The organism is Hymenobacter sp. BT559, assembly GCF_017571525.1.
GTDB lineage: Bacteria > Bacteroidota > Bacteroidia > Cytophagales > Hymenobacteraceae > Hymenobacter > Hymenobacter ginsengisoli.
Window position 1 is genome coordinate 333,674 of sequence record NZ_JAGETY010000001.1, and the last position, 26,135, is coordinate 359,808.

22 protein-coding genes and 1 pseudogene are annotated in these 26,135 nt (G+C 58.9%); 8 read left to right on the forward strand and 15 right to left on the reverse strand.

The features are described from left to right. Positions 1-102 precede the first annotated feature (102 nt). Together J4D99_RS01360 and J4D99_RS01365 are read left to right on the forward strand one after the other, a co-directional pair. Complete coding sequence (locus J4D99_RS01360) at positions 103-891, forward strand: carboxypeptidase-like regulatory domain-containing protein (RefSeq protein ID WP_208129895.1); 789 nt, start codon at positions 103-105, stop codon at positions 889-891. A gap of 738 nt (positions 892-1,629) precedes the next feature. Next, on the forward strand, positions 1,630-2,757 hold the full coding sequence (locus J4D99_RS01365; protein ID WP_208129896.1) for a lipocalin-like domain-containing protein: 1,128 nt from the start codon (positions 1,630-1,632) through the stop codon (positions 2,755-2,757). A 14-nt stretch (positions 2,758-2,771) separates the two neighbouring features. Here the strand turns inward: J4D99_RS01365 and chrA are convergent, their stop codons facing one another. After that, positions 2,772-3,995 (reverse strand): chromate efflux transporter, encoded by a 1,224-nt coding sequence (gene chrA / locus J4D99_RS01370; RefSeq protein ID WP_208130141.1) that lies wholly within the window; start codon positions 3,993-3,995, stop codon positions 2,772-2,774. A gap of 212 nt (positions 3,996-4,207) precedes the next feature. Continuing rightward, positions 4,208-5,185: an isopenicillin N synthase family dioxygenase gene (locus J4D99_RS01375; RefSeq protein ID WP_208129897.1), complete on the reverse strand. Its 978-nt coding sequence runs from the start codon at positions 5,183-5,185 to the stop codon at positions 4,208-4,210. 218 nt (positions 5,186-5,403) lie between these two features. Between J4D99_RS01375 and J4D99_RS01380 the strand changes: the two genes are divergently transcribed. Further along, positions 5,404-6,270, forward strand: a complete 867-nt coding sequence (locus J4D99_RS01380) for a hypothetical protein (RefSeq protein ID WP_208129898.1) — start codon at positions 5,404-5,406, stop codon at positions 6,268-6,270. Positions 6,271-6,349: 79 nt separating this feature from the next. On the opposite strand, the gene J4D99_RS01385 is transcribed toward J4D99_RS01380, so the two are convergent. From J4D99_RS01385 to J4D99_RS01400, 4 genes are read right to left on the reverse strand one after another with little or no spacing between them, the layout of a single operon-like run. Continuing rightward, positions 6,350-7,726: an FAD-dependent oxidoreductase gene (locus tag J4D99_RS01385; RefSeq protein WP_208129899.1), complete on the reverse strand. Its 1,377-nt coding sequence runs from the start codon at positions 7,724-7,726 to the stop codon at positions 6,350-6,352. A 39-nt stretch (positions 7,727-7,765) separates the two neighbouring features. After that, positions 7,766-8,176 (reverse strand): hypothetical protein, encoded by a 411-nt coding sequence (locus J4D99_RS01390; RefSeq protein WP_208129900.1) that lies wholly within the window; start codon positions 8,174-8,176, stop codon positions 7,766-7,768. A gap of 11 nt (positions 8,177-8,187) precedes the next feature. After that, positions 8,188-8,670, reverse strand: coding sequence for a free L-methionine (R)-S-oxide reductase MsrC (msrC, locus tag J4D99_RS01395; protein ID WP_208129901.1), 483 nt, complete (start codon positions 8,668-8,670; stop codon positions 8,188-8,190). A gap of 31 nt (positions 8,671-8,701) precedes the next feature. Next, positions 8,702-9,814 carry a mechanosensitive ion channel family protein gene (locus J4D99_RS01400; RefSeq protein WP_208129902.1) on the reverse strand — a complete coding sequence of 371 codons (1,113 nt, stop codon included), beginning with the start codon at positions 9,812-9,814 and terminating at the stop codon, positions 8,702-8,704. Positions 9,815-10,234: 420 nt separating this feature from the next. Between J4D99_RS01400 and J4D99_RS01405 the strand changes: the two genes are divergently transcribed. Beyond that, positions 10,235-10,555, forward strand: a complete 321-nt coding sequence (locus J4D99_RS01405) for an ArsR/SmtB family transcription factor (RefSeq protein ID WP_208129903.1) — start codon at positions 10,235-10,237, stop codon at positions 10,553-10,555. Between the two features lie 254 nt (positions 10,556-10,809). Here the strand turns inward: J4D99_RS01405 and hemA are convergent, their stop codons facing one another. Beyond that, positions 10,810-12,090: a glutamyl-tRNA reductase gene (gene hemA, locus J4D99_RS01410; protein WP_208129904.1), complete on the reverse strand. Its 1,281-nt coding sequence runs from the start codon at positions 12,088-12,090 to the stop codon at positions 10,810-10,812. Positions 12,091-12,263: 173 nt separating this feature from the next. Between hemA and J4D99_RS01415 the strand changes: the two genes are divergently transcribed. Then, positions 12,264-13,472, forward strand: a complete 1,209-nt coding sequence (locus J4D99_RS01415; RefSeq protein WP_208129905.1) for an ATP-binding protein — start codon at positions 12,264-12,266, stop codon at positions 13,470-13,472. A 64-nt stretch (positions 13,473-13,536) separates the two neighbouring features. On the opposite strand, the gene rfbA is transcribed toward J4D99_RS01415, so the two are convergent. From rfbA to J4D99_RS01445, 6 genes are all read right to left on the reverse strand, one after another. Then, positions 13,537-14,415, reverse strand: coding sequence for a glucose-1-phosphate thymidylyltransferase RfbA (gene rfbA, locus J4D99_RS01420; RefSeq protein WP_208129906.1), 879 nt, complete (start codon positions 14,413-14,415; stop codon positions 13,537-13,539). Positions 14,416-14,515: 100 nt separating this feature from the next. Further along, on the reverse strand, positions 14,516-15,523 hold the full coding sequence (locus J4D99_RS01425; protein WP_208129907.1) for an SDR family oxidoreductase: 1,008 nt from the start codon (positions 15,521-15,523) through the stop codon (positions 14,516-14,518). A 120-nt stretch (positions 15,524-15,643) separates the two neighbouring features. After that, positions 15,644-16,699 carry a dTDP-glucose 4,6-dehydratase gene (gene rfbB, locus J4D99_RS01430; RefSeq protein ID WP_208129908.1) on the reverse strand — a complete coding sequence of 352 codons (1,056 nt, stop codon included), beginning with the start codon at positions 16,697-16,699 and terminating at the stop codon, positions 15,644-15,646. Between the two features lie 107 nt (positions 16,700-16,806). Beyond that, positions 16,807-17,832, reverse strand: a complete 1,026-nt coding sequence (gene galE, locus J4D99_RS01435) for a UDP-glucose 4-epimerase GalE (RefSeq protein ID WP_208129909.1) — start codon at positions 17,830-17,832, stop codon at positions 16,807-16,809. 91 nt (positions 17,833-17,923) lie between these two features. Then, a complete protein-coding gene (locus J4D99_RS01440) occupies positions 17,924-19,225 on the reverse strand; it encodes a nucleotide sugar dehydrogenase (RefSeq protein WP_208129910.1) in 1,302 nt (433 codons plus the stop codon). Between the two features lie 24 nt (positions 19,226-19,249). After that, entirely contained in the window at positions 19,250-19,915 is a 666-nt protein-coding gene (locus J4D99_RS01445) for an acyltransferase (protein ID WP_213019480.1), read from the reverse strand. 175 nt (positions 19,916-20,090) lie between these two features. Here J4D99_RS01445 and J4D99_RS01450 point away from each other — a divergent pair. Further along, positions 20,091-20,381, forward strand: a pseudogene (locus J4D99_RS01450) (Uma2 family endonuclease); the annotation flags it as partial. Positions 20,382-20,594: 213 nt separating this feature from the next. Here J4D99_RS01450 and J4D99_RS01455 read toward each other — a convergent pair. Next, on the reverse strand, positions 20,595-22,127 hold the full coding sequence (locus tag J4D99_RS01455) for a DUF2079 domain-containing protein (protein WP_208129911.1): 1,533 nt from the start codon (positions 22,125-22,127) through the stop codon (positions 20,595-20,597). Between the two features lie 318 nt (positions 22,128-22,445). On the opposite strand from J4D99_RS01455, the gene J4D99_RS01460 reads away from it, so the two are divergent. Beyond that, positions 22,446-22,892: a carbohydrate binding domain-containing protein gene (locus tag J4D99_RS01460; protein ID WP_208129912.1), complete on the forward strand. Its 447-nt coding sequence runs from the start codon at positions 22,446-22,448 to the stop codon at positions 22,890-22,892. 432 nt (positions 22,893-23,324) lie between these two features. On the opposite strand, the gene J4D99_RS01465 is transcribed toward J4D99_RS01460, so the two are convergent. Further along, the gene (locus J4D99_RS01465) at positions 23,325-24,050 is read right to left on the reverse strand and encodes a glycosyltransferase family 2 protein (protein WP_208129913.1); all 726 of its coding nucleotides are present in this window, start codon (positions 24,048-24,050) and stop codon (positions 23,325-23,327) included. A gap of 183 nt (positions 24,051-24,233) precedes the next feature. Between J4D99_RS01465 and J4D99_RS01470 the strand changes: the two genes are divergently transcribed. After that, positions 24,234-26,099 (forward strand): hypothetical protein, encoded by a 1,866-nt coding sequence (locus J4D99_RS01470; protein ID WP_208129914.1) that lies wholly within the window; start codon positions 24,234-24,236, stop codon positions 26,097-26,099. The last annotated feature ends 36 nt before the right edge of the window (positions 26,100-26,135 follow it).

A 26,135-nucleotide genomic window follows, 5' to 3' on the forward strand; every position in this document is an offset into this window, starting at 1 on the left:
AGATTGGGCGCGCAAACTAGTAAACGGCCAAGATACGGCCGGGGCCGTGTGCAATCGGGCGCAGCGCGGCATCAAGAGAAAACCACCGTGCTTTTCTGAGCTATGCCCCAACGTGCTACCCTAGTCCGCATTCCGCAGCCCTGCCCCGAAAGCTGGGATGCTATGGCGCCCGCCGCCACTGGTCGCCACTGCGCCGCCTGCCAGAAAACCGTGGTCGATTTCACCAAGAAAACCGACGCCGAAATCCTGATGGCCCTGCACCACGCGGCGGGCCAAACCTGCGGCCGGCTGCGCCCCGACCAGCTAGAACGGCCGCTGGTACCCGCCGCTGCCCCTGGTCGCTGGCGAAGCTGGCTAGGGGCAGTGCTGGCCCTGGGCGGGATGCTGGGGGCGGGCCGGGCGGCAGCCCAGACACGCAGCTACTACGCCGGACCCTTCCCCGCGGTGGTAAGCACCAGCACTTCGACGCAACATGGCCAGCCCGCCGCATCTACGTCAGCCCCTCCCGCCAGCACTAGCGGCAGTGGGCCAGTAACACTGCGCGGCGTGGTCACCGATGTCACCACGCACCAAGGAATACCCGGCGTAACGGTGTTGGTGAAGGGTACTACCCTCGGCGTTTCGACCGATGTTAATGGGGCTTTCACCTTGTCAGTAGAGGCTAGCGCTACGCCAGCGCAACTACTTATTAGCTCAGTAGGCTACGTTACGCAAGAGCATACGGCCGCCCCTAACCAGCTGCTCACGGTAGCGCTGTCCGTCGATTCGACTCAGTTATCGGGCGAGGTGGTGATAATCGGCGGAATTTCTCAGCGCCCGTGGCCCTGGCACCCGCGCCGCTTTTTCAACTGGAGCAAGTATTGGCTGACGAAGCCGTTTCGGGCGGGCTAGCTAGATTAGCATCGCTGCAAACTCACCTTTATCCTATGCCCACTACTGTTATCCACCAGCCCAACACTTGCCATGAGAGTTGGGATGCGATGGCCCCTAACGCAGTGGGCCGGCACTGTGCTAGCTGCCAAACGCAGGTTGTAGACTTTACCCTTATGACCGATGGGGAAGTAGTGGCCTTCCTGAGTCAATATAGCCCTAAACGTCGCTGCGGCCGGTTTCGAGAAGACCAGGTAGACCGGCCCCTATTGGCGGCGGCGCAGCCCGTAACCGGGTGGCGGCCGTGGTCAGTGGCTATGGTGCTGCTACTAGGCTCCGTTTCAGGAATGAAGGCCCGGGCGCAACATGCAAAGCCAAGGACTCCGGCACCCGACCTAATGCAAGCAGTCATTCCCGACAGCTTATTTCTCGTTCAGGGGGTAGTGCACAACTGGCTGGGTATACATCAAGCCGGGGCATGGGTGAGAATGAGAGGCGCAGAGGATAGTACCGATGCCAAGGGCCATTTTCAGTTTCTACTACCGAAGCGTGAATTTGGCCGAGCACGCTACCTCTCCGCTACTTACTGGAAGGAGAGCTACGGAAGAAACCGTCTGGGCGCTAGGGTGCCGTTCGACTCTACTCGTACCAAACCCTACCACATCCGGCTAAGAAAAGCAATTAACCGCAATCCTGGCTTCTTCTAGGCTCTATAGCTTGCCCCAAACTTTTCAGCCCCGAGAACCCTTGTGCTAGGGTATGATGCGCCTACCCCTAGCCCTACTATTTACGCTGTTTTTAGCGGCCTGCTCTTCTTTTAAGCCGGTACCGACCACCCGCTTTAACCCCACTACTACCCGCGCCGAGCTGCCCCGCGAGGAGGCCGTGCACCCCAAAAACTCGCTGGAGTGGTGGTACCTTACCGGCCACCTGCGCGACCAGGCCAGCGGCGAGGAATTTGGGATTGAGTACGTCTTTTTTCACTTCAACCTGAAGGATGGCAAGGACGACTACCAGATGGTGAACGTGGCTATTACGGACCCCAAGGGCCAGAAATTCAACTACGACTACCAGCTCGACAAGCTGCCGCGCCTGCTTGCCGACTCGCTGCCCCTGCGCCTGCGCGACCACAAGGCCGGCCAGACCTGGACCTTTAATGGCCAGGAGGGCAAGTATCAGTTTCAGGCCGCCCTCACGGGCAAAGCCAACGCCGGCTACGCTCTCAATCTGAGCACCACGCCCACTAAGCCCGTACTGCTGCACGGTGGCACTGGCTACGAAAACTATGGACAAGGCATCACGGCGGGCTACTACTCCTACCCCCGGCTAGCTACCATCGGTACGCTTACGGTAGGTGGCAAAACCCACCAGGTAACCGGCGAGCTGTGGTACGACCGCCAGTGGAACTGCACCAGTATCGTGAGCAAGGGCGTGGGCTGGGACTGGCTCAGCATCCAGCTCGACCAGCCCCGCGAGGAGCTGATGCTCAATACGCTGCGCAATACCGAAACCAACCAGACGCTCAACAACGGCTCGTTTTTCAGCGCCACGAATGAGAACGTGCACCTTAGCGGCACCGACTTCACCCTCACGCCCCTCACCTACTGGACCAGCCCTAGGTCGAAGAAGAAATACCCCGCTACGTGGCGCGTGCAGGTGCCGAGCCAGGGCTATGACCTCGTGGTAGAGCCCCTGGTACCCAACCAGGAGCTGGCGCTGCGCTTCTTCCACGCCTTCACGATGTACTACTGGGAGGGCATGTGCAAAGTGACAGGCACCCACCGCGGCCAGCCCGTCACGGGCAAGGCCTACGTCGAAATCACTAACCGTCAGGCGGAGGCGGCCCAGCGCGCGGCGGGCGTGCTGCCCACCGACGCAGCCAACTAGCCTAGCGCACAGTGTTATAGTAGCGCCCCTGCCAGCAAGGCCGCGCCCACGATGGCCACGCTGGGCACCTTTTCCCAGAGCAGCAGCAGAAACGTGAAGCCCACCAGCAACGGGTTGAGCGGCAGGCTTACCTGGTGGGCGTGGGCCCAGGCGCCGGGCAGGGCTAGCAGGCGGTCGGGCAGCGGGTGGTAGAGCAGCAGCGCCGCCGCGCACACCAGGCCGGCGCTCACGGCATTCACGCCTTCCAATGAGGCCTTCACCACGCGGTACTGGCGCAGGCTGTCCCAGAACCGGATAACGAAGAATATCAGGAACGTGCCCGGCAGGAAGATGCCCGCGGCGCCTACCGCGGCGCCTAGTACCTGGGCCGCCGTGCCCCCCACCGGCCGCATGGCTAGGGCCCCGATATAGCTGGCAAACGAGAAATTGGGGCCCGGCAAGGCCTGCACCAGCCCTAGCCCCGACAAAAACTCGGGGCCCGTGAGGTAGTGCTTATATTCCACAAACTCGGCGAAGAGCAGCGGGGCCAGCACCTGCCCGCCCCCAAACACAAGCGAGCCGTTGCGGTAAAAATTCTCAAACAGCCGCACCGGCAGCAGCTGCGTGTAGTGCCCTAGCAGGGCTGCCACCAGAAACACCCCTAGCCACAGCGCCCCATTGGCCCACTCTACCCGAATGGGCTTTTTATTTTGCACAATGGCGTGCTTGCGGTAGCGTAGCGTGGTTACGGCCCCGCCGGCCAGCAGCAGCAGCGGCAGCACACCCGGCCGCTGAAAAAAATAGGCCACCATGGCCGCCGCCACCAGCAGGGCCACCGAGGTCTTGGTCTTAATCACCTTTTCGGCAATACGGTAGGCTGAAAACGCCACGAAGCCCACCGCCACGGGCTGCACAAACTGCACCAGCCGCGCCGTGAAGGCCGTATCGAAGCGCGTGAGCAGCAGCCCCGCCAGGGTCATTATCGTCACGGCCGGCAGGCACCAGATGAAGAGCGTGAGATAAGCCAGATTAGGCCCCCCTAACCGGAAGCCGATGGCCGTCATGGTCTGGGTAGAGGTGGGGCCGGGCAGCAAGGCGCACAGCGCCTGTAGCTCAAGCAGCTCGGCGGCGGTGAGGTAGCGGCGCTTGTTGACTAAGAGCCCAAACATCATGGCCAGGTGCGCCTGCGGCCCCCCAAAGGCCGTGCAGGCCAGCGCCGCCACATCTTTGAGAAAGATGAAGTTGCGTGTGCGCCGCATGCGCCGGCCCGCCCGGCGCAGCGGCACCAGCGGAGCAGACGAATCGGGGTGAGTGGGCAAGGAGTCGGGCACGGGGCAGCAGCATAGCTACGCCGAAGATAGAGCCGCGTCCCAAAAGTCTTCAGTTTTTGCGAGGGCCAGGTCCAAAAAGAAACGGCTGGCCCGCTAGGGTCAGCCGTTTCCGCAAGGGGCGCGCGATAGAGCGCAAATACCTACTTCTTTTTCAAGCCCAGCTCGATGAGGCGCTCGTTGAGGAATTCGCCGGCCGTGATGTCGGCTTCCTTCTTGGGGTTGTCGGCCGTCACAAGGTGCGGCAGGGCCGCCAGGCTCATTTCGGAGCGCGGGTGCATGAAGAACGGAATGCTGTAGCGCGAGGTGTTCATTTTCTCGCGGGGCGGGTTCACCACGCGGTGAATGGTGCTCTTAAGCACACCATTGGTGAGGCGCTGTAGCATGTCGCCCACGTTCACCACAATCTGGTCGGGCAGGGCCGTGATGCTAATCCACTGGCCATCGCGGCGCTTCACTTGAAGGCCATCGGCGCTAGCCCCCATCAGCAGCGTGATGAGGTTGATATCGCCGTGCTCGGCGGCGCGCACGGCATCGGCCGGCACCGCATCCGGGTCTTCGATGGGGAAGTAGTGGATGGGGCGCAGGATGCTGTTGCCGTTCTGCACTTTATCGTCGAAGTAGTTTTCGGGCAGCTTGAGGTACAGCGCGATAGCGCGCAGCACGTCTTTGCCGGCGGCCTCCAGGGTGCGGTAGGCCTTCATGGTGCTTTGCTCGAAGCGGGGCACCTCCCGGGGCCAGATGTTGGCCGGGTAGTCGTTTTTCACCGGGTCATTCTCGTCGAGCACTTCCTGGCCCACGTGGAAGAACTCCTTCAGGTCGCCGGTATTGCGGCCCTTGGCGTGCTCCTTGCCCTTGCTGATGTAGCCGCGCTGGCCAGCCAGCTCGGGCACTTCGTAGCTCTGCTTGGCCTGGTCGGGCAGCTGGAAAAACTCCTGCACGTCGGCATACAGCTCTTTGGTATGCTGCTCGTTGAGGCCGTGGTTTTTGAGGGCAATGAAGCCAATGCTCTCGTAGGCATCGCCAAGCTCTTGCACGAACTTAGCTTTGCGGGTAGGGTCGCCCGAGCGGAAGTCCGCAAGGTCGAGCGACGGAATGTGGTCAGGCAGTTTCTCAGCCATAACTTGTTAAGGAAGTGGTTGGTGGTTGATAATTGCTGATTACGCTCCATAACCACTGGTAGCGGGTGGAGGCCGGTGAGCCAGCTGCCCAAGCAGCTACTTTCCGACCCCAACCCACTAGCAGCAACCAGTAGTTACCTAGTGCGAAGTTAACAAAAAAACCCTGCAGCTACTTACTTGCGTACTCACTGTTCACCTTACACCTTTCTTCTCGTCACATGCCTCTTCCATCCAACTTTTTCGGGGGCTCGGTAGCCCTGGCCGCCCTGGTGCTGCTCGGTAGCTGCAGCACCACGCAGCAGGCCGAAACCACCACTAGCCCCGCCGACCGCCCCACTGCTATTGGGGCGCCTACCACCGCCTCTACCGTATCGGGCCAGGCGCAGAGCAAGGGTGGCATCACGCTCACGCCCTACAACGACTCGCCTAAGTTTCCGTCGGCTCAGATGCGCGTTAATGCGCCCATCCAGGGCTCAACGGTGCCTAGCGGCGAGGTGGCTTTTTCGTACGATTTGACCAACTTCCAGCTCACCAAAATGACGGAGAGCGAGCATAGCATGCAGATGGCCAACTCGATGAAAGGCCAGCACATCCACAACATCGTGGACAATCAGCCCTACACGGCGCACTACGACACCAAGTTTACCAAGCCCATCGCCGACGGCCAGCACGTTATCCTGTCGTTCCTGTCGCGCTCCTACCACGAGAGCCTCAAGCACCGCGGGGCCTACGACCTGCGCACCATCACGGTGGGCACGCCCGCAGCCGGCGCCCCGGCAAACGATTTCGACCTGAAAGCTCCGCACCTCTTCTACAGCCGCCCCAAGGATACTTACTCGGGGAAAGACGCTCAGAAGATTATGCTGGATTTTTACCTCGTAAACACCACGCTAGCCCCCGATGGCAACAAGGTGCGCGCCACCATCAACGGCAACGAGTTTATGCTCACTAACTGGCTGCCCTACATGATGGAAGGCTTACCCGCCGGCCAGGCTACTATTAAGCTGGAGCTGCTCGATAGCAGCGGCAACCTCATTCCCGGCCCGTACAACTCGGTGACGCGCACCATCACGGTAGCCCCATAGGTGCCCTAGCCAAGCGCAACTGAAACAAAAAACATCTATCAGTTTAAGCTGATAGATGTTTTTTTATAGGCTGTTATCACTATTTGCTGGCTAGCTCCTGCTCCACCAGTGCCTGCACCTCCGGCTTTTCGTAGTCGGTTTCTTCTTGAATGTGCGGCATAAGGCGCTGCATAATGGCCTCCTGGTGCTGCCCGGCCGCCCAGGCCTCGGCATAAGGTGTATCGGGCGAAAACGTGACGCGCGAATACAGCGGCAGCCACTGGCCGGGAAACTGCGCCGCAATTTTGCTTTCGATGCGCTTTTGCAGCAAGAAGCGGGGGTCGGCCACGTGGTCGCGCATCTCCACAAAGTTGTAGAGGGCTAGTTCGGCCATGGCATCGGTATTGGGTTTGCGCAGGCGCTCAAACTGGTCGAGCACCTGGCCCCAGTTGTCTTCGCCCAGCTCGTCGAGCAGGCGGTCGAGCACGGTGCAGTCTTCAAAGCCCGCATTCATGCCCTGCCCATAAAAGGGCACAATGGCGTGGGCCGCATCGCCGAGCAGCAGCACCGAGTCTTGGTAGCTCCAGGGCCAGCACCGGATGGTGACGAGCGAGCCCGTGGGATGGTCAAAAAATTCGGTATCGAGCTCCGGCATCAGCGGCACCACATCCGGGAACACGTCGCCAAAGAACCGCTCTACCTCCTCCGGCGTGCGCAGGCTCTCAAACGAGAGCGGCCCCTCGTAGGGAAAAAACAGCGTGGCGTTGAACGAACCGTCGAGATTAGGCAGCGCAATCATCAGGTAATTGCCGCGCGGCCAGATGTGCAGCGCGTTTTTTTCGAGCTGCCAGGCGCCGCCCGGCCCCGCCGCAATGGTTAGCTCTTTGTAGCCATACTCCAGGTATTGCTGCGAGTAGTCGGCCCGGTCGAGCCGCTGCAGGGCACCCCGTACCGCCGACCACGCGCCATCGACCCCAAACAAGCGCTGATACGGCACGTCATATTCGCGGGCGCTGGCCACGTCGCGCAGGTGCAGGCGCCGGCCCGGCAAGTCGAGCTGCGTCAGCTTCTGGCCGAAGGTAATTTCTACGTTTGGTTTAGCCTCGGCCAGGTTCAGTAATGTGCGGTTGAGGCTGTCGCGGCTTACCGAGAAAATGGCCTGGCCCTCCTGCCCATAGGGTTGGTAAGTAAGCTGCCCGCGCTGGTCGTGCATCACGCGGCGGTACATCGGAATGCCCACCTTCCGAATATCATCGGTGATGCCCACGCCCGCTAGCCCCCGCCAGCCCCTGTCCGAGAGGGCAAGGTTGATGGAGCGCGCCTCGCGTAGGCCCGCCTTGCGCGGGTCGGGCAGGCGCTCGTAGAGGTGCACCGGGTGGCCCCGCCGCGTGAGGTATAGGGCTAGCAGCGTGCCCACCAGGCCCGCTCCCATAATGACGAGCGGCTCGGCGGCGGGAGTAGCAGGAGAAGAATCCATGCGAGAAAAGTAATCGCGCAGCCAGCGGCGGAAACGCCGCTATTTGAGGCTGGACAGTGGGTAGATAAAGGTCTGCGAGCTGGAGCCGTTCCGGGGCGAGCGCAGGCTGCGCCGGAAGGTAGCCTGCGCGCTCACCACCTGGTAGCTGGCGGGGCTGGCCAGGTCGGCCACCAGCAGGTGCGCCAGCTTACGCATGCGCTGCTTTAGGCTATCGGGGGTCTGCTCGGGCGAACTGTGGGGGTTCACGACGTCCAGCGTGAGCACGGCGGGCGCGGCGCTGCTGGCCTCGGTGGCCGATACTTTTACCTGCTCGGCGCCCAAAAGCTTCGCCTGCTGCGCAAAAGCATCTTTATGTTGTTGCGTAAGCGCTACGTTGGGCGCAACTTCCAGCTGCGAGCCGCAGGCCGTGAGCCCCACGGCCAGCACCCCTAGCCACCAATGCGTTTTCATATTCTTTATGGTTAAAACCAGGTGGCGGCCAACTGCATCAGCTGCTCCAGGCCAGCCTGGTCGGCCTCATCAAAATCGGCGAGCCGGTCGCTATCTACGTCGAGCACCGCCACCACCTGTCCCCCCTTAAACACCGGCACCACGATTTCCGACTTCGAGTCGGAGCTGCAGGCAATATGCCCCGGAAAAGCCTCCACATCGGGCACCAGCACGGTGCGCGCGTCGGCCCAGCTCGTGCCGCACACCCCGCGCCCACGCCGGATGCGCGTGCAGGCTATTGGCCCCTGAAAAGGCCCTAGCACCAGCTCCTCGCCCTGCACCAGGTAAAAGCCCACCCAGAAGAAGCCAAACGCCTGCCGCAGCGCCGCAGCCGTGTTGGCGAGGTTAGCGGTGCGGTCGGTTTCGCCGGTGGTGAGGGCTTCCAGCTGGGGGTGCAGCTCGGCATAGCGGGCCGCCTTAGGCAGGCCCGGCGTCAAAAACAGGGTTTCGGACATAATCTAAATCAGAAAAAAGCAGCGGGCCAGCCTAGGCCGTAGCGGCCACGGGGGCCGGTGTTGCCAGGGCAAAGCTACCGCCCTGGTGCTCGACTGCTTCGATGAGGCGGTAGTTGAGCGACTCCTTCACGTCGAGGTATTCATCGTAGCTGCTGGTTTCGACGAAGTACTGCACCGTCACTTCCTTGCCGGCTGGCGAGATGGCGTTGAATTTCATCTGCACATCGTCCGTCACGAGTGGGTGCTCTTTCATAGCCGCTACGGCCTCCTTAATGATGGCCTGCAGCTGGTCGCTGGTCGTTTTCTGGTCGAAATACAGCGTGAAGCCCACCCGCCGCGCCGTGCGCAGGCTCAAGTTATCCAAGGGCTTGTCTATCATGCTTTTATTGGGCACCGTGAGGTAGCTTTTTTCGGCCGTGCGCAGGCGTGTGCTGCGAAAGCCGATTTTCTCTACCGTGCCACTCACCGAGCCCGCCGTCACGAGGTCGCCCACCCCAAACGGCTGGTCGATGAAGATGGTGAACGAGGCCAGCAGATTTTCCAGACTTTCCTTGGCCGCGAAGGCCACCGCTAGCCCCCCTATGCCCAGGCCCCCAATCAGGGCTGTCACATTCACCCCAAATACCTGGCCTAGCACCACCAGCAGTCCAATCACCACAATAAAGACCTTCAGCAGGTCTTTGGCAAAGGGCAAAAACTGACTATCGAGCCGGCGGGCTGTGGGGGTAGTTACCAGCTCGGCCCGGCGCTGCACTACCAGCAGCGCAAAATCGACTAGCCGCATTATCACCCACACCACCGTGGCAATTACCCCCAGGTGAAACAACCCTAGCAGCGCTACTTTGGGCCAGGGCTCCACGCCTTTCACCGGCGTCAGCGGCATTGGGTAGCGCAATACACTAAAGGCCAAGTAAAAAGATGCCAAGAATAGCAGCGCGCCCAGCGGCTGAATCAGCAGGTCGTGCAGCTCGCTTTCCGACACCCCGGCCGTGTAGCGCTTGGTGAGGCGAAACAGGCCCTTGCTCAGCAGCCTCGATACCAAGCGGTTGAGGGCGGCCCCTAGCAGCATAATAAAAGCCGCGATGAGATAGTCCAGCAACGCATTGCCCAACACCTCTCGGCGTAAAAAATCAGGAATTTCCATAGGCACAAGTAGCACAGAATAACACAACTCTCAAGCAGTACGCAAGCACCCACCGCTAGTTAAGGCGCTAGCCCACTAGCTAGCTGTTCTAGCAGCGTGCTGCTTTATACTGGCTTTGAACTCCTTACCCCATACGTGCAGGTCATAAGTTGAATTACTGATGAGCAACAGAATATTTATTGTATAAAAATGCCCACAATTAAGTACTCAGAAAACGTAAAAAAGTGCCAAACCGCGCTGCAAACCCATAAATTGGATTTACCCAAGTGTATAAGCCGGAATTTTGTTGTGTCGTTATGCTTACTGAATAGTTTACAATAGTATTCTTTACACTTACTTTGCGTTACCAATATCCTAGCAATAGGCGTTTGGATTCATTCTTCTATCTTCCCTTCTACCATTTTCTAATTAAACGTTACCATGAAACCATTGCACAGCCGTGTTGAAGCGGAGCAGCTGGACCGCGCAGCCGCTATGCTTAAGGTGCTCTCGCATCCCAAGCGCCTAGCCATTGTCGACCTTCTTGGCAAGAGCAAAACCAAAGAACACCAGATGTCAGTTACTGAGATTTATCAGGCACTCGACATCCCTCAGGCTATTGCCTCACAGCACCTTATCACCCTCAAAGACCGGGGCGTGCTGAAATCGAGCAAAGTTGGCACCAAGATTTACTACTCGTTGGCCGTGCCGGAGCTGCTCAAGATTATCGACACGCTGGAAACCTACTCGGGCCGGATGTAAGCTGCTAGTCAGAAAGCGCGCGTAGGCTTATCAATGATAGCCTACGCGCGCTTTTTTTGTTGCCACGCCTGTTAAACGTTTTTGCACTATCCCTGGCCAAGTTTTTTCTGCGAAACTTGGAATTTATCAGGAATTGTGAACAATAGATTAACGTTTTGGCGAAGCCTGCGGACAGCAGCACTGCGCCCGCCCTGCTGCCGACGATAAAGTCGGCAGCAGGGCGGGCGCAGTGTTTGGGAGAAGCTAGCGGCTGGCTAAGTGGTTGCCGGCTGGCGCTCTAGGTCAAATATGTCGGTGAGTAGCGGCAGCAGCTGCTCGGCCTCGTTGCGGCGGCAGGCCGCTTTTAGGTGCAACACGTGTTGCTTAAGCACCTTCTGCATGAAAGCGCGGGTGGCATCGTCGAGCAGCTTTACTTCGGCCGGGGTAGCCTTTTTCTGGAAGCGGTCGAGTTCTTGCTGGCGTAGCTGCTCTAGGCCGGCCTTCATGCGCTGAATTAAGGGCGATACCAGCATTTCGCGGCTCCAGTCGCCAAAGTCAGCCAGGCTCTCCCCAATAATGGCCTGAACCTGGGGCACAGCCGCCAGGCGCTGCTCCAGCGCAGCCGACGCCTTGCTCTGAATGGCGTCCACGTTGTAGACCAATACGCCCGGCACTTGTTCGACGTCGGCGGCCACGGAGCGCGGCACGGCCAAGTCGATAAAGAACTTGTAGCTCAGCACATCTAGGTGCGCTACCAGCTCGCGGGTGAAGAACGGCGTATCGCGGCTAATGGAAGAGATGATGACATCGGCCTCGCGCAGCGTCTCGGCCAGGTTTTCGAAATTGGCGATTTGCAGCCGGCCGGGCGCAAACTCGGCGGCCAGCTCCTCGGCACGGGCACGGGTGCGGTTGCAGAGCGTAACGCTCGCAAAGGCTTTGCTATCGGCCAGGTGGCGGCACACATCGCTGCCTATCTCGCCCAGGCCTACTACCAGCACGCGGGGGCTAGCCACATCGGCGGTCAGCTCCTCTACCAGCTCCAGGGCGGCGTAGCTCATCGAGGCAGCCCCATCGCGGAAGCTCGTTTCCTGCTGCACGCGCTTGTTGGCAAAGAAGATGGTATGCAGCAAGCGGTGCAGAAAAGGCCCCGCCGCATCGGCGTCGGCCGTCCACTGATAGGCCTGCTTTACCTGGTTGATAATCTGCATATCGCCCACTACCTGCGCGTCGAGGCCTAGCGCTACTTCAAACAGGTGGCGCGTGGCCGCTTCGGCTTCCAGATAGCGGTCGAAATACTCCGTAAAGCTGACCGCATCGGGTCGCTGCTTCAGTTCGCCAAGCGCCCGGATGATGGCGGCCGAATAGTCGTCGTCGTGCGCGTAGTAAATTTCAGTCCGGTTGCAGGTGCTCAGCACCAGCAAGTCGGTGAGGTGCAGCTCGGTACGCAGCTGCGTCAAAAAGCGGCGGCAGGCAGCCTCGTCCAATGCCAGCAGCTCGCGGATGGCGAGCGGCGCATTACGGAAAGACAAACTAACGGCCTTAAACGGATGAGACATAGCACGGACCGACCCGGGGCCGGCCTGCAAAATTACGGCATAAATAACTGCGATGGAAACAGCCAGCCGGGTCATTGGGTTCGGCCGCGGCCGTAAGTGCACAAACTAGCGCTTTTGCTCGTTGAATGGGGCTAGCGGCACTGCGAGCGGTGCCCCCGACCTTTACCACCCTTATGCTTCCTCCTCTTTACGACCAGAAATCGCGCATCAAACTCTTGGTCTTGCTGCTAGCTCTGCTTATTGCCGGGGCTACTGTTGTGTACACCAATGTATTAGTGCAGCGCCTCTCCGAGCGCGAGCAGAGCCAGATTGATTTATACGCCAAAACGCTGCGCTACATTATCAATACGGAGGACACTAAAAACCTGCCTTTTTTACAGGAACAAATTATCGAGGCCAATACCACGATACCCGTTATCCTCACCGACGGCGAAAATATAAACGATGCCAAAAACCTGGGGCTGGGCAAAGGCTTGTCGGAGGCCGACTCGGTGCGGCGCATGAATGCCGTGCTGCTCGACATGCAAAAGCGCCACCCGCCCATCGTGATTGAGCTGGCAGGCGGCGTGCGCAACTACGTTTTTTACCAGGATTCCCGGCTGCTGCGACAGCTGCGCACCTACCCGCTGGCGGCGCTGGCCGTCATTGCCTCGCTGTCGATGATGGCCTACATCGCGTTCAGCTACTCGCGCCGGGCCGAGCAAAACCGCGTGTGGGTGGGGCTAGCCAAGGAAACCGCTCACCAGCTCGGCACGCCGCTGAGCTCGCTTGTGGGCTGGCAAGAATACCTAAGGCAGTCGGACCGCTTCCGCGAAGAGCCCATCGTGGAGGAGCTTGGTAAGGACATCAAGCGCCTGGAAATCATCACCGAGCGCTTCAGTAACATTGGCTCGGTGCCGGTGCTTAAGGCCGAAAACCTCTACCACACCACCCGCAACGCTATTGCTTACCTCGAAAGCCGGGTGTCGCGCAAAGTCAAGTTCAGCATCGAAACCGACCTGCCACTCGACACACCTGCCTGCCTCAATGTGCCGCTCTTCGACTGGGTGGTGGAGAATATTTGTAAAAACGCCGTTGATGCCATGGATGGCAGGGGCAGTATTACCCTGCGCCTACGCCGGGTAAAAACGCGCCGCGAATGGTGGCGCTGGCGCAAGCCCCGTCCCCAGGTAGCCATCGATATCACCGATACCGGAAAGGGCATTTCTAAAAATAAGCTCGAAAGCGTCTTTCTGCCCGGCTACACCACCAAAAAGCGTGGCTGGGGCCTCGGCCTAGCCCTGGCCCGCCGCATCATCGAGAATTACCACGAAGGCCGCCTCTTTGTGAAGTGGAGTGAAGTAGGCAAAGGCACCACGTTTCGGCTAATACTGAACCAATGAGTGAACGGCTGAAGGATTAAATGGCTTTGCATACTATTTACTCCTTCAGCCATTCACTCATTGGCTAGCCGCCCATCACCAGTTGGTCGGGCAGGTGCAGCAGGTAGTCACCGTAGCCACTTTTACGCAGTGGCTCAGCAAGTTTGCGTAGCTGCTCGGCATTGATAAAGCCTTGGCGGAAAGCGGCCTCCTCAATAGAGCCCACTTTAAGACCCTGGCGCTGCTCTAGTACGCGCACAAACTCGCCGGCCTGCATCAGGCTCTCGAAGGTACCGGTATCGAGCCATGCGGTGCCCCGACCCAGAATACCTACCTTGAGCTTGCCCTGGCGCAGGTACTCGCGGTTCACGTCCGTGATTTCATACTCGCCGCGTGCGCTGGGTTGTAGATTTTTGGCAATTTCTACTACATCATTGTCATAGAAATACAAGCCTGGCACGGCGTAATTGCTTTTTGGCTTAGCCGGCTTCTCCTCAATGCTGAGCGCTACTTTATTGGCATCGAACTCGACTACGCCATAGCGCTCGGGGTCATGCACGTGGTAGGCATACACCACCCCCCCATCGGGGTTATTGTTGGCTTTTAATAGCTCTTCCATGCCTTCGCCGTGGAAGATGTTGTCGCCCAGCACGAGAGCTACCTTATCCTGCCCGATAAAATCGGCCCCTAGCACAAAGGCCTGAGCTAGCCCATTCGGTACCTCCTGCACCACGTACTGAAAATTGCAGCCTAGGTTCTGGCCGTCGCCAAGCAGCTTTTTAAACTGCGCTTGGTCGTGGGGCGTGGTGATAATCAGGATTTCCCGAATGCCGGCCATCATCAGAATCGACAGCGGATAGTATATCATCGGCTTGTCGTAGACGGGCATGAGCTGCTTGCTCACGGCGAGGGTCAGGGGGTGCAGCCGGGTGCCCGAGCCACCGGCGAGGATGATGCCTTTCATAGCGCGAAGTTTCGCTAGGTTAAAATAAGTTTCGCAAGGTTTTTCGACTCTGTTTTTGTCAACTTCGCGAGACCTTGCTCAACCCCGCGAACCTTGCGCGCTAGTTACGCTCCTTGATAAAATCCTGGTTAGCCTTAAACCACGACAAGGTTTTTTGCAGGCCTTCGCGAATGCGTACCTGCGGGGCATACCCTAGCCGGGTTTCAGCCTTGGTGATGTCGGCGAGCGAGTCGCGAATGTCGCCAGCGCGGTTGGGGCCAAACTTGGGCTCCAGGTCCGAATGAGCTTCTTCGCGCAGAATGTCGTACATCTGCACCAGCGAGGTGCGGTCGCCTACTGCGATGTTGTAGACTTGGTTTACCGCCTCAGGGTTGGTCGTGAGCGCAGCCCGGATATTGGCCTGCACGCAATTGGCCACAAAAGTGAAGTCGCGGGTCTGGCCACCATCGCCGTTGAGCGTGGGCGCGTTATTCTCCAAGATGGCGTCGATAAACAGCGGAATAACCGCCGCATACGCTCCGCCCGGGTCCTGGCGCGGCCCGAAGATGTTGAAGTAGCGCAGGCCGATAATCTCCATGCCGTAGGTGCGGGCAAATACGTCGGCATAGAGCTCGTTGGCGTACTTAGTCACAGCGTAGGGCGACAGCGGCTTGCCAATGCGGTCTTCTACCTTCGGCAGGCCAGGGTGGTCGCCATAGGTCGAGCTGCTGGCCGCGTATACAAAGCGCTTGATGCCAGCCTCTTTAGCTGCAAATAGCATTTTCACGAAGCCGCCCACGTTTACCTCGTCAGTCGTCACGGGGTCGTTGATGGAGCGCGGCACCGACCCTAGCGCAGCCTGGTGCAGCACAATATCGATGCCCGCACAGGCCTTGGCGCAGGCCTCACGGTCACGGATGTCGCCTTCCTGCACTTCAAGCGCCGCGTTGCCCTCAAACAGGCGTAGGTTTTTGCGGAAGCCGTTGGAGAAATTGTCCAGCACCCGCACCTTTTTAGCGCCGTGCTTCAACAGGTACTCTACCAGGTTGGAGCCAATAAATCCTGCCCCGCCCGTCACGAGAAAGGAAAGCTGGTCGAGCGGCTGGTCGGTAAAGGGAATTTCGTACATAATTTTCTGGCTTGTCATTGCGAGCGCAGCGAAGCAGTCGCATTAGAATATCATCGTCCGGGTATCATGCAGGTGCGATTGCTGCGCTGCGCTCGCAAGGACAAAATGCCTGAGGCTAGGCTAGCGGCTGCCGTACTGCTTTTGGTTATACTCTTGGTAAGCGCCACTGGTCACGTGGTCGAGCCATTGCTGGTTAGCCAGGTACCAATCTACCGTCTGGCTTAGGCCCTGCTCGAAGGTTACGCTTGGCTTCCAGCCCAGTTCGCTCATAATTTTCGACGAGTCGATGGCGTAGCGCATGTCGTGGCCCGCGCGGTCGGTTACGAAGGTGATAAGCTGTCGCGAAGTGCCAGGGGCTTGGCCGGTTTTCTCGTCTACCACATCGCAAAGCAGCTCGATGAGCTTCAGATTCTGCCACTCGTTCACGCCCCCAATGTTGTAGGTATCGCCCAGCTTGCCTTTATGGAAAACCGCGTCGATGGCCGTGGCGTGGTCTTTCACAAAAAGCCAGTCGCGCACGTTCTCGCCCTTGCCATACACGGGCACCTTCTGGCCAGTGCGCAGGCGATGGATAGCTAGCGGAATAAGCTTCTCGGGGAAGTGGTTGGGGCCGTAGTTGTTCGAGCAGTTGCTCAGCTTGATGGGCAGGCCGTAGGTGTGGTACCAAGCCCGCACAAAGTGGTCGGAGCTAGCCTTGGAGGCCGAGTAGGGCGAGCGTGGGTCGTAGGAAGTTTCTTCCGTAAACAGCTCGGGACCAAACTCCAGCGAGCCGTACACCTCATCGGTGCTAACGTGATAAAACGTGTGCCCGTCAAAGCCGTTGGGCTTCCACAGGTTTTTTGCCGCATTCAGCAGATACACGGTGCCGAGCACGTTGGTGCGCACGAAGGCCAGCGGGTCGGTGATGCTACGGTCGACGTGGCTTTCAGCGGCGAGGTGAATTACCGCATCGGGCTCCTCGTTGGCAAACAGCTGGTCGACAAAAGCCTGGTCAGCAATATCGCCTTTGATAAACTTGTAATTCGGGGCCTGCTCGATATCGCGCAGGTTTTCCAGGTTGCCCGCGTACGTCAGCGCGTCCAGATTCAGAATCTGGTACTCGGGGTATTTCGTGACGAACAGCCGCACCACATGCGAGCCTATGAAGCCGGCCCCGCCGGTAATAAGAATTTTCATTTTTTTATTATTGGTCATCCCAAGCTTGCGCAGTACCTGAATACGCTAGCACCGCCTTTGTTAGTAAATCTGACGCTGGCCTTCCGTCTGCTTAGTATGGCAACTATCTATTTCTTACTCAGTGCTTCCTGCCACTTCCAGGCGCTGGCTAGGGCATCGAGAAGCGAAGTAGTAGTTCTGAATTCCAATACCTCAGTTGATTTCGTAACGTCGGCGTAGATGGCGGGCACGTCGCCCACGCGGCGAGGGCCAATGACGTAATTGAGCTTCTGGCCGCTAGCCTGCTCAAACGTCGTAACCATTTCTAGTACCGAGTTACCGTGCCCGGTGCCTACGTTGAAAGTTTCGACCGCTTCGCTAGCCTTGCGGTCGAGCAAACGCTGCACGGCCACAATATGCGCCTTGGCCAAGTCTACTACATAAATGTAGTCGCGCACATTGGTGCCATCGGGTGTATCGTAGTCATTGCCAAAAATGGTCAGCTTCTCGCGCAGGCCGGCCGCCGTTTGGGTGATGAAGGGCACCAAGTTGTTGGGCACTCCTAGCGGTAGTTCACCAATCTTGGCCGACGCGTGCGCCCCAATCGGGTTGAAGTAGCGCAGCAAGATGGTGTGCACTTTATTGTCGGGCGCACCGGCCGCATCGTGCACAATGTCTTCGCACATTTGCTTGGTGCGGCCGTAGGGCGAGCTGGCGGGCTTAGTGGGTGTGGCCTCGGTTACGGGCAGGTGGTCGGGCACGCCATATACGGTGCACGACGATGAGAATACCAGGTTTTCCACACCTTCCTCCTGCATGACCTGCAGCAGTGTGATGAGCGAGCCCACATTGTTGTGGAAGTAGGCTAGTGGCTTCTGCACCGACTCACCTACTGCTTTAAAAGCGGCAAAGTGAATGACACCCGCAATGTTACCCTCGGCTTTGAATACCTGGCGTAGCGCCTCTAGGTCGCCGCAGTCGATGCGGTGGCAAGGCACTTCGCGGCCCAGAATAGCCTGAATACCCCCTAGCGCCGACTCCTGCGAGTTGCTGAAATTGTCGATGATAATAGGCTCATAGCCTGCCTGCGCCAGCTCTACTACCGTGTGTGAGCCGATGTAGCCGGCCCCGCCGGTAACAAGAATCTTGTTCATTTTTAAGCTTTTAGCTAATGGCTATTAGCTGTTAGCTATTAATAAAGACTGTAAGCTAGAAGCTAACAGCCAGTGGCTAACAGCTTAGAGTCTACAGGCTCCAGTAGTGAATTTCTTCCATGGGCTTGCTGCGATACAGGCCTTTGATGTCGACCAGCACGGCGTTGTCGGACGTGATAGACTGGAAGTATGCCTCATCTTTTTCCAGGTAAGGCTTGTGGCTCACGGCTACAATAACAGCGTCGTAATCCTTGCGGATTTTATCCTCCGGTGTGAGACGGAAGCCGTACTCGTGGTGCAATTCGTCGGAGTTGGCGTGCGGGTCTATGATGTCTACGTTCACCGAGAAATTTTTCAGCTCCTGAATCACGTCGGCCACCTTCGAGTTGCGGATATCCTCCACATTTTCCTTGAACGTGGCGCCCATCACCAGCACGCGGCTCTTGGCCACGTCCTTGCCGCGCTTAATCATCATCTGCACCGTTTTGCGGGCGATGTAGGCACCCATATTGTCGTTGGTGGTGCGGCCGCTTAGAATAACCTTGGCATCGTAGCCTAGCTCTTTTGCCTTGTAAGTCAGGTAGTACGGGTCTACGCCGATGCAGTGGCCGCCCACCAGGCCGGGGCTGAACTTGAGGAAGTTCCACTTGGTACCGGCCGCCTCCAGCACCTCATAGGTATTGATATTCATGCGGTCGAAAATCATCGACAGCTCGTTCATGAGCGCGATGTTGACGTCGCGCTGCGTGTTTTCAATAATCTTGGCCGCCTCGGCTACCTGAATGCTGCTAGCCCGGTGCACACCGGCTTTTACCACTAGCTCATAGACCTTGGCAATGGTGTCGAGGCTTTCCTCGTCGCAGCCGGCTACCACCTTCACAATGCTCGTGAGGGTATGCTCCTTGTCGCCGGGGTTGATACGCTCGGGCGAGTAGCCCACCTTATAGTCGCCCTTGGCAAAGCTCAGGCCCGAAAGCCTGTCCATCACCGGAATGCAGTCTTCCTCGGTGCACCCGGGATACACGGTGCTCTCAAACACCACGTAATCGCCTTTTTTCAACACTTTGCCCACCGACGACGAGGCGCCGAGCAGGGGCTTAAGGTCGGGCTGGGCGTGCTCATCGATGGGCGTAGGCACGGCCACGATGAAGAACCGGGCCTCGCGCAGCACGTCGAGCGAATCGGTGAAGGTGATATCGGTGCCCTCAAAGGCCGAGCTGTCGAGCTCGCCGCTAGGGTCTTGGTGGTTGCGCATCATCTCCACGCGGCCCGCGTTGATGTCGAAGCCGACAACCGAGAGTTGCTTGGCAAATTCGAGGGCGATGGGCAGGCCCACGTAGCCGAGGCCAATCACGGCCAGCTTGGCTTCTTTACGGAGGAGTTCGTCGTACACTTCTAAAGAATTATGAGTTGTGAATTATGAGTTATGAATTGAAACAGCGCCACTTGGGGTAGTCACGCAACTCTCGCTCATAACGCTTACTGATTGTTTATCAAGACTTAACTGGTAGGCTTCGCCGGTTTCGGGGCAGCTAGCCTGGCCAGCGGCATCGAAGGTTAGCTTTCCGCCGTGCGCGCTCAGCCAACCGTGCTGCCGGGCGGGCGTGCCGTAGACGAGCGCAAAGGCCGGAACGTTGCGCGTGACCACGCTACCTGCCCCCACAAACGCGTAGCGCCCTAGCCGCACCCCACACACGAGGGTAGCATTGGCCCCAATGCTGACGCCCTGCTCCAGATACGTGGGCTGGTAGTAGCTAGCCCCCCGGCGAGACACGGCGGCGCGCGGGTTCTTCACGTTGGTAAATACCACCGAAGGCCCCACAAACACGTCGTCTTCACACACCACGCCTTCGTAGAGGCTCACATTGTTCTGCACCTTCACGTTGCGGCCCAGCGTTACGCCGTCGGCTACAAAAACATTCTGGCCTAGCGAGCAGTTTTCGCCCAATACGGCACCCGCTGCCAGGTGGCAGAAATGCCAAATGCGACTGCCCGCCCCCACACGGCAGCCCGCGTCGAGCACAGCGGTGGGGTGAGCATAGAAATCGGCAGCAGGGTCGGCCACGAGGTCAGGAAAAGGCAATTGCGCCCGCAAAGGTAACAGGCCGGAGGGGGTTGGGCAGAGAGGCGCTTTTTTGAAAAGTAAAAGCTCTACAAAGTAAAAGCTCTACTACGCTAACTATCTGCTTTTATGGGACTGGCTGCTTTAAAACCAATGCTCCCGGCTATGTTTCGCCCAAAGACTACTTGCGGCTGAAAACAAGCACGAGGATTATGCTGACGAGATTCGGGCAATGGCCGGTGCTAAGTCGGCGCATAGCCGCTTGTGCTTTAACCCAGCGGCAGTGCTAGGCACCCAACTCGACGGGAGCCCCTGCGAGGGCTATACCACCACAGCGCGCGTGCTAAATGCCAGCTCCTACCTCCACGCCAACTTGTCGGCAGTATGTGGGGAGGCAGAGTTTAACCGCAGCAAAACGCCCGAAAACCTGCTCACCCCTACGCTCATGGTGGAGGTATCATCGGCCTCGACAGCTGGGCCCGACTGAGGCAGGACATTTATGCTGTACTGCCAGCTGCCAAGCCTGCGCCAGTATTTGATACCGGACTCACAAACCATTCACGTCGAAGTTTATACTTGGCAAAATGACGGCCGCTAGCTATCTGACGAAACCCGCGACTCTGCCACCGTGCTTGACCTCAGCAGCGTAGGCACTACCTATCTGCCCTAGCAGCCCTCTGGCGGGGCCGCCAGAGGGCTGCTAGGGCTGCCACACGGCCGCCGAGTCGGCCGGAGCAGCTTGCCGGGCTAGCAATACTACCTGCGCGTCTTCATAGAGCACCCGGTAGCCAGGGGCAGTGCGCAGCTGAGCCGCCGCGCGCTGGCCATCGGCCGGCGAAAGGGGCCAGGCGCCGCGCTCGTCGGGCTCGCGCAGCAGTGCTACTACCTGGGCCGTACGCAGCACTGGGAATAAGAATAAGTCGCTCCGGCCCGTGAGGTGCGGCACCAGCGTGGACGAAGCGCTAAGCGGCAATCCAGCGGGCACCCTGGATAGCGCGGCGCGGAGGCCGGACGGGTCGGGATAAGCCGGGCGGTAGTGGCTACGAGTGAGGAAATTGGTAGTAGTACGGTCGTACCAGGTGCTGCGGCGCTTGTAGAGCGTAATGGTTGTAAAGAGCACTACCCCAGCCAGGGCCAGCGGCCAACGCACGTAGCCCGGCCTCGATACCGGGCAGCGGGCCAGCAGCGCGTCGGTCATAGCCAAAGCTAATACTGGTGCTATTTCGATAGAATACTGATAGTTAAGCCCCCAGAAGCTGGCGTCGTTGGCCAGGAGCTTCTGCCCCAGAATGGGCACCAGCATGAGCGCATACCACGGGTAGCGTAGCAGCGCCCAGCCGCCCGACAGCAGCAGCCCCACCCATAGCTCCAGCTTGATGTAGTCGTAGGCCGCATCGGGCAGCGTATTGGTAAAGAGTTCTTGCCAGAGCAGGGTGGGATGCGCGAGCAGGTGTCCGGCAATGCCCGGTAGCGAGGTGCCCAGCTGGCTATAGCGGCCTAGCTGAGTATACGCCCGATGAGTTGTATCGAGAGCAGGGATAAAATAGTGCGTCACTAGCACGAAATAGCCTAGCGCCAGTACCACGCCCACCCCAGCGCGCCACACTACGGCGCGGCGCGGCCAGTGCTGCCAAGCCAGGCCAAGCAACACGAAAGCTAGCCACAGCGCCAGGTTTTCCTTGCTGAGCAGGATGAAAAGTGCCGCCAGGGCCGCTCGGCCCCAGTGCCCCTCCCGCGCCCAGTAAGCTAGCCAGGGCAAAGCCATTGCACCCAGCACGTTATTATGAAAGTCGAACCCTAGCGCCGAAAAAAGCCCCCATTGACTACCTAACAACGCCATTGCCCAGTTGGCCTGGGCCTCGCTGGCCCCTAGCGAGTGCGCATAGCGTGCCACGCCCAGCATGCCTACCAGCAAGGCCCCTATTTGCAACAGCAACAACGCCCATACCGGCCCCACCAAATAGTAGAGGGGCACGGCTAGGGCCGACGTGAAGCTGAAATGAGCTGCGAGATAAGCAATGGGGGGCGCATCGGCCAGCAGCGTAATGCGAGGTATTCGTAGCTGCGCCACATCGGCCAGGGCCTGCGCCTCATACCCCAAATCGAGGGCCCCGGTACGAAAATTAGCCTGATTAACCAGCGATATAAGGCTGTATATGATGGCAAAAGCCAACAGCAACCCTAGGCGGTGGCGGCGCGCAGGGTGCATAGCCGGGAGGGTAATGGCTGGCATAGGGAGAATAAAAGCTAACATCCCCGAGCCCGCCAACTAAGCGGCAGCCGGGTCAACGATGACCCAAAGTTGGGGCTAAAAGTGGGCCAATACCTCGCCCTGGCAGCTTGCTGGCCGTATTCAGGGCATTGCCAGCGAACCGAGGGTGCCCCAAAGCCACCTACCTTTGCCGGCGCTACCTCCCTAGCAAAGACTTTATGCAACGAGTATTGGCCACCGCACTCCTGCGCCCCTCTCCTTTTTGGCGCTTGGTTTAGGGTTGTTGCTTAGCAGCGGCTGAAAACTACTACGGATGCTAAAGATGAGGAAGGCGTGCTGATGAGCAACGATTTTGACCACCTGGACGGCTGGGTGGGCGATGCCGCCTCCCTTATTCGCGAGCAGGCTCACTCTGGTGCCTATAGCGTAGTGGTAAAGCCGGGTACAGACTACAGCCTGGGCTATAGCAACCCGCTGGGCCGGCTTAGTGCCGCGCGGCCCGATAAAATTCGTATCAGCGCCTGGGTCATGCGCACGGGTGGCCCGCAGGCAGCCATGCTCGTGGTCGAAATAAAAGACCCTGCCACGGGTGCCAAAATTCTTTGGGACGGCCTCGACCTGGGCAAAAAAGTTTCTAAGCTCAATGAGTGGCAGCACATCGACCACGTTATTGAGGTGCCCCCTACGGTATCGGCCAACTCGCGCATCATGGTCTATATGTGGACGGCCGGGGCCAACCAGCCTACTTACCTCGATGACCTCACCGTTAGTCCGGTAACGGACTAACCCCGCTTTGGTGCCTTGCTGGCCGGGCGGCGCGTGGGCTTGCCCCAGCTTCTACTCCTTTGCAATGAAATCCCGGCTGGTAGCTTTGCTTACGCTTGTACTGGCACTGGCCGCCATATTCAAAGCGGCTAAGTAGGAACTCGCTGACGTGCTGGTACGGAACCCGGCCGGCTATTACTAGTACCTGCCCAGCCAGCTTATCTACCACGACCAAGGCAACAGCTCGTATACAGCTTATGCCCGGCAGTGATACTGCCCGTCCATCGCCGGTTCAGCAACCAGTTGTAGGCCCATCAAAAGCCGAATGGCAGCAACATCAGCGGGAAGCCGAATCCGCCAGCGCCGCGAAAGATTATGTGCAAGAAGCAGAGGCACCTAGCCTGCGGCTGGCAAATTACTTTCTCTTGGGCAGCACAGCAGGCTGCTAGGGGGCTAGCCCCCTAGCAGCCCGTATTTGATGATGCAGTAAATAGCCCGGAAGCCGTCGCGCCAGCCTATTTTCTTGCCTTCGGCATAGGTGCGGCCATAGTAGCTGATGCCGACTTCGTAGATGCGCACATTAGGCACGCGTGCCACTTTGGCGGTGACTTCGGGCTCGAAGCCGAAGCGCTTTTCGACCAAGCTGATATTTTGAATAATATCGCGCCGGAAGAGCTTATAGCAGGTTTCCATGTCGGTCAGGTTTAAGTCGGTGACCATGTTCGACAGGAAGGTTAGGATGGCGTTGCCGATGCTATGCCAGAAAAACAGGATGCGGTGCGGCTGCCCACCCATAAAGCGCGAGCCATATACCACGTCGGCAAAGCCTTTGAGGATAGGCTTCAACAGCAGGTTGTATTCCTCCGGGTCATATTCGAGGTCGGCATCCTGGATAATGACGTAGTCGCCGGTGGCCGCCCGAATACCGGTGTGCAACGCAGCGCCTTTGCCTTGGTTAACGGGGTGCTCGAGCAGCTGCAAGTTGAGCTCGGGGTAGCGAGCTGCATACTGCCGGATAACCGCCGCCGAGTCGTCGGTCGAGCAGTCATTGACCAAGATTATCTGCTTGGTGATGTCGTGCGTAAGCCGCAGTTCGCGCAGTAAATCCAGAATCTGGTGAATGGTGCGCGCCTCGTTGTACACGGGCACGACGATAGACAGCGTGTCGAATTTAACCAAAATAATAACCAGCTTAAACCAGTCAAATATAGCCGCTAGCTGAGCAATGGCACCGACCAGGGTTGTACCCGGCTTACATTTGGCCCGGTGTGCCCCACCGGTTTTTCTATTCTTGCTGCCGAATTGGCTGCTGCCGGGGCACCATTATAGGCCGGGCTATCCGCTTTTTGCTTCGCTTTTGCCATGCCTACGCGCTCTTTAGCTTCTGCTACCACCCCACGAGGCCCCTGGTCGCTGGGAGCGCTGCTCGTGCTCTTCCTGCTGATGGTGCAGGCACGACTGTGGGAGCCTTACTGGGATACGCACAACGTGCTGGCTATCCTGAGTTGGGATTCGATGGGGTATTACCTCTACCTGCCGGCCCACTTCATTTACCACGACCTTAGCCACCAAGCATTTATCACGAATATTCTGCGCGAGTATAATCCCACTGGTTCGTTCTACCAAGCATTTCAGGTGCCAGGCGCGCCCGCTGGGCAGCTCGTAATGAAGTACGCCATGGGCCTGGCCGTGCTCGAAACGCCGTTTTTTTGGCTAGGGCACTGGGCCGCCGGCTGGCTCAAGTATCCGCAGGATGGCTTTTCGGCGCCCTACCAGGCAGCTATCGCTTTGGGCGGCATGCTATACACGTTATTCGGCATGGGGCTGCTGCGCCGCGTACTGCTGCGCTATTATGCCGATGCCGTAGTAGCCTTGGTGCTGGTGACGCTGCTGCTGGGCTCCAATTTTTTGGAGTACGCGGTGTTCGACGTGGCCATGACCCACAACTACCTCTTTGCCGGCTACGCACTGCTGCTGTGGCTCACAGTGCGCTGGCACGAGCGGCCTAGCGGGGCAGGCGCGTGGGCCATTGGCCTCACGCTCGGGCTGCTGATGCTCATCCGGCCCTCCGAGGCGGTGGCGGTAGTGGTGCCGGCACTGTGGGGCGTGGGCAGCCTGGACGCCGCCCGCCACAAGCTAGCCTTGCTGCGCCAGCGTTGGCCCGAGGTGGCCCTGCTGGCGTTGGGCGGCCTGCTGGGCGCGCTGCCCCAGGCGCTGTACTGGCACTGGGCCACCGGGCACTGGCTATTTTACAGCTATGGCGACCAGCACTTTAGTTTTCTAACACCGCACATCTGGCAGGTGCTGTTCAGCTTCCGTAAGGGGTGGCTGGTCTACTCGCCGCTACTGGTGCTTGTGTTGGCAGGCTTTGGGCCACTGTGGCGGCAGTACCGGGGCCTAGCGGTGCCGGCATTGGCTTATTTTCTGCTGAACCTGTGGGTGGTGTCGGCCTGGGACATCTGGTGGTATGGTGGCAGCATGGGGCAGCGGGCGCTGGTGCAGAGCTACGCCGTACTAGGCTTACCTTGGGCGGCAGCCGTGGCCTGGGTATCGGCGCCGGCACGGGGGCGCCGGGTGGTGGCCGCAGCGGCCATTGTCACGGTGCTGCTCATCGACCTTAACCTGCTGCAGCACTGGCAGCTCCAGAACGCTATTATCGACGCCGAGAATATGAATCGGCGCTACTACTTCGCCATTTTTGGCAAATTATCGCCTACCCAGGCAGACTATGCCCAGCTCGATGTGCCAGCCAGCCTACCCTATGCTGAGCGCCACTACCGCCCGCGTGCGCTGGGCAAGCTCGACTTCGACCAGCTACCCGCCAGCGGTGCCACCGGCATCAGCGCCGAGCAGGGCTACTACAGTCGGCAGTCGTTTCATGCCGATAGTGACCACCCGTACAGCCCGGCCTTCACGGTGCCGCTAGGGGCCGCTGGCCTGCACGCTGGTGATTACGTGCGCGCGTCCTGCCAGGTATTCTCTGACCACGGCGCTTGGGGCAATAAATTGATAATGACCGTAGAGCGTAATGGCCAGAACCTGTCCTGGTATGGCACGCGCCTTCAGAATCCCGGCTGCCAGAATCGCCTCTGGAATCACATCTATTTCGACGCGCCCCTACCCGCCGACGTGCAGCCCACCGACGTACTGAAGGTGTATACACTCAACGAACACGGCTCCGGTTGCTTTATCGACGATGTGGAAGCCGTGGCAATGGCGGAGCAATAAGTGGGAGCCGCAGGCTAGCGCAAACACCGCCCCTAG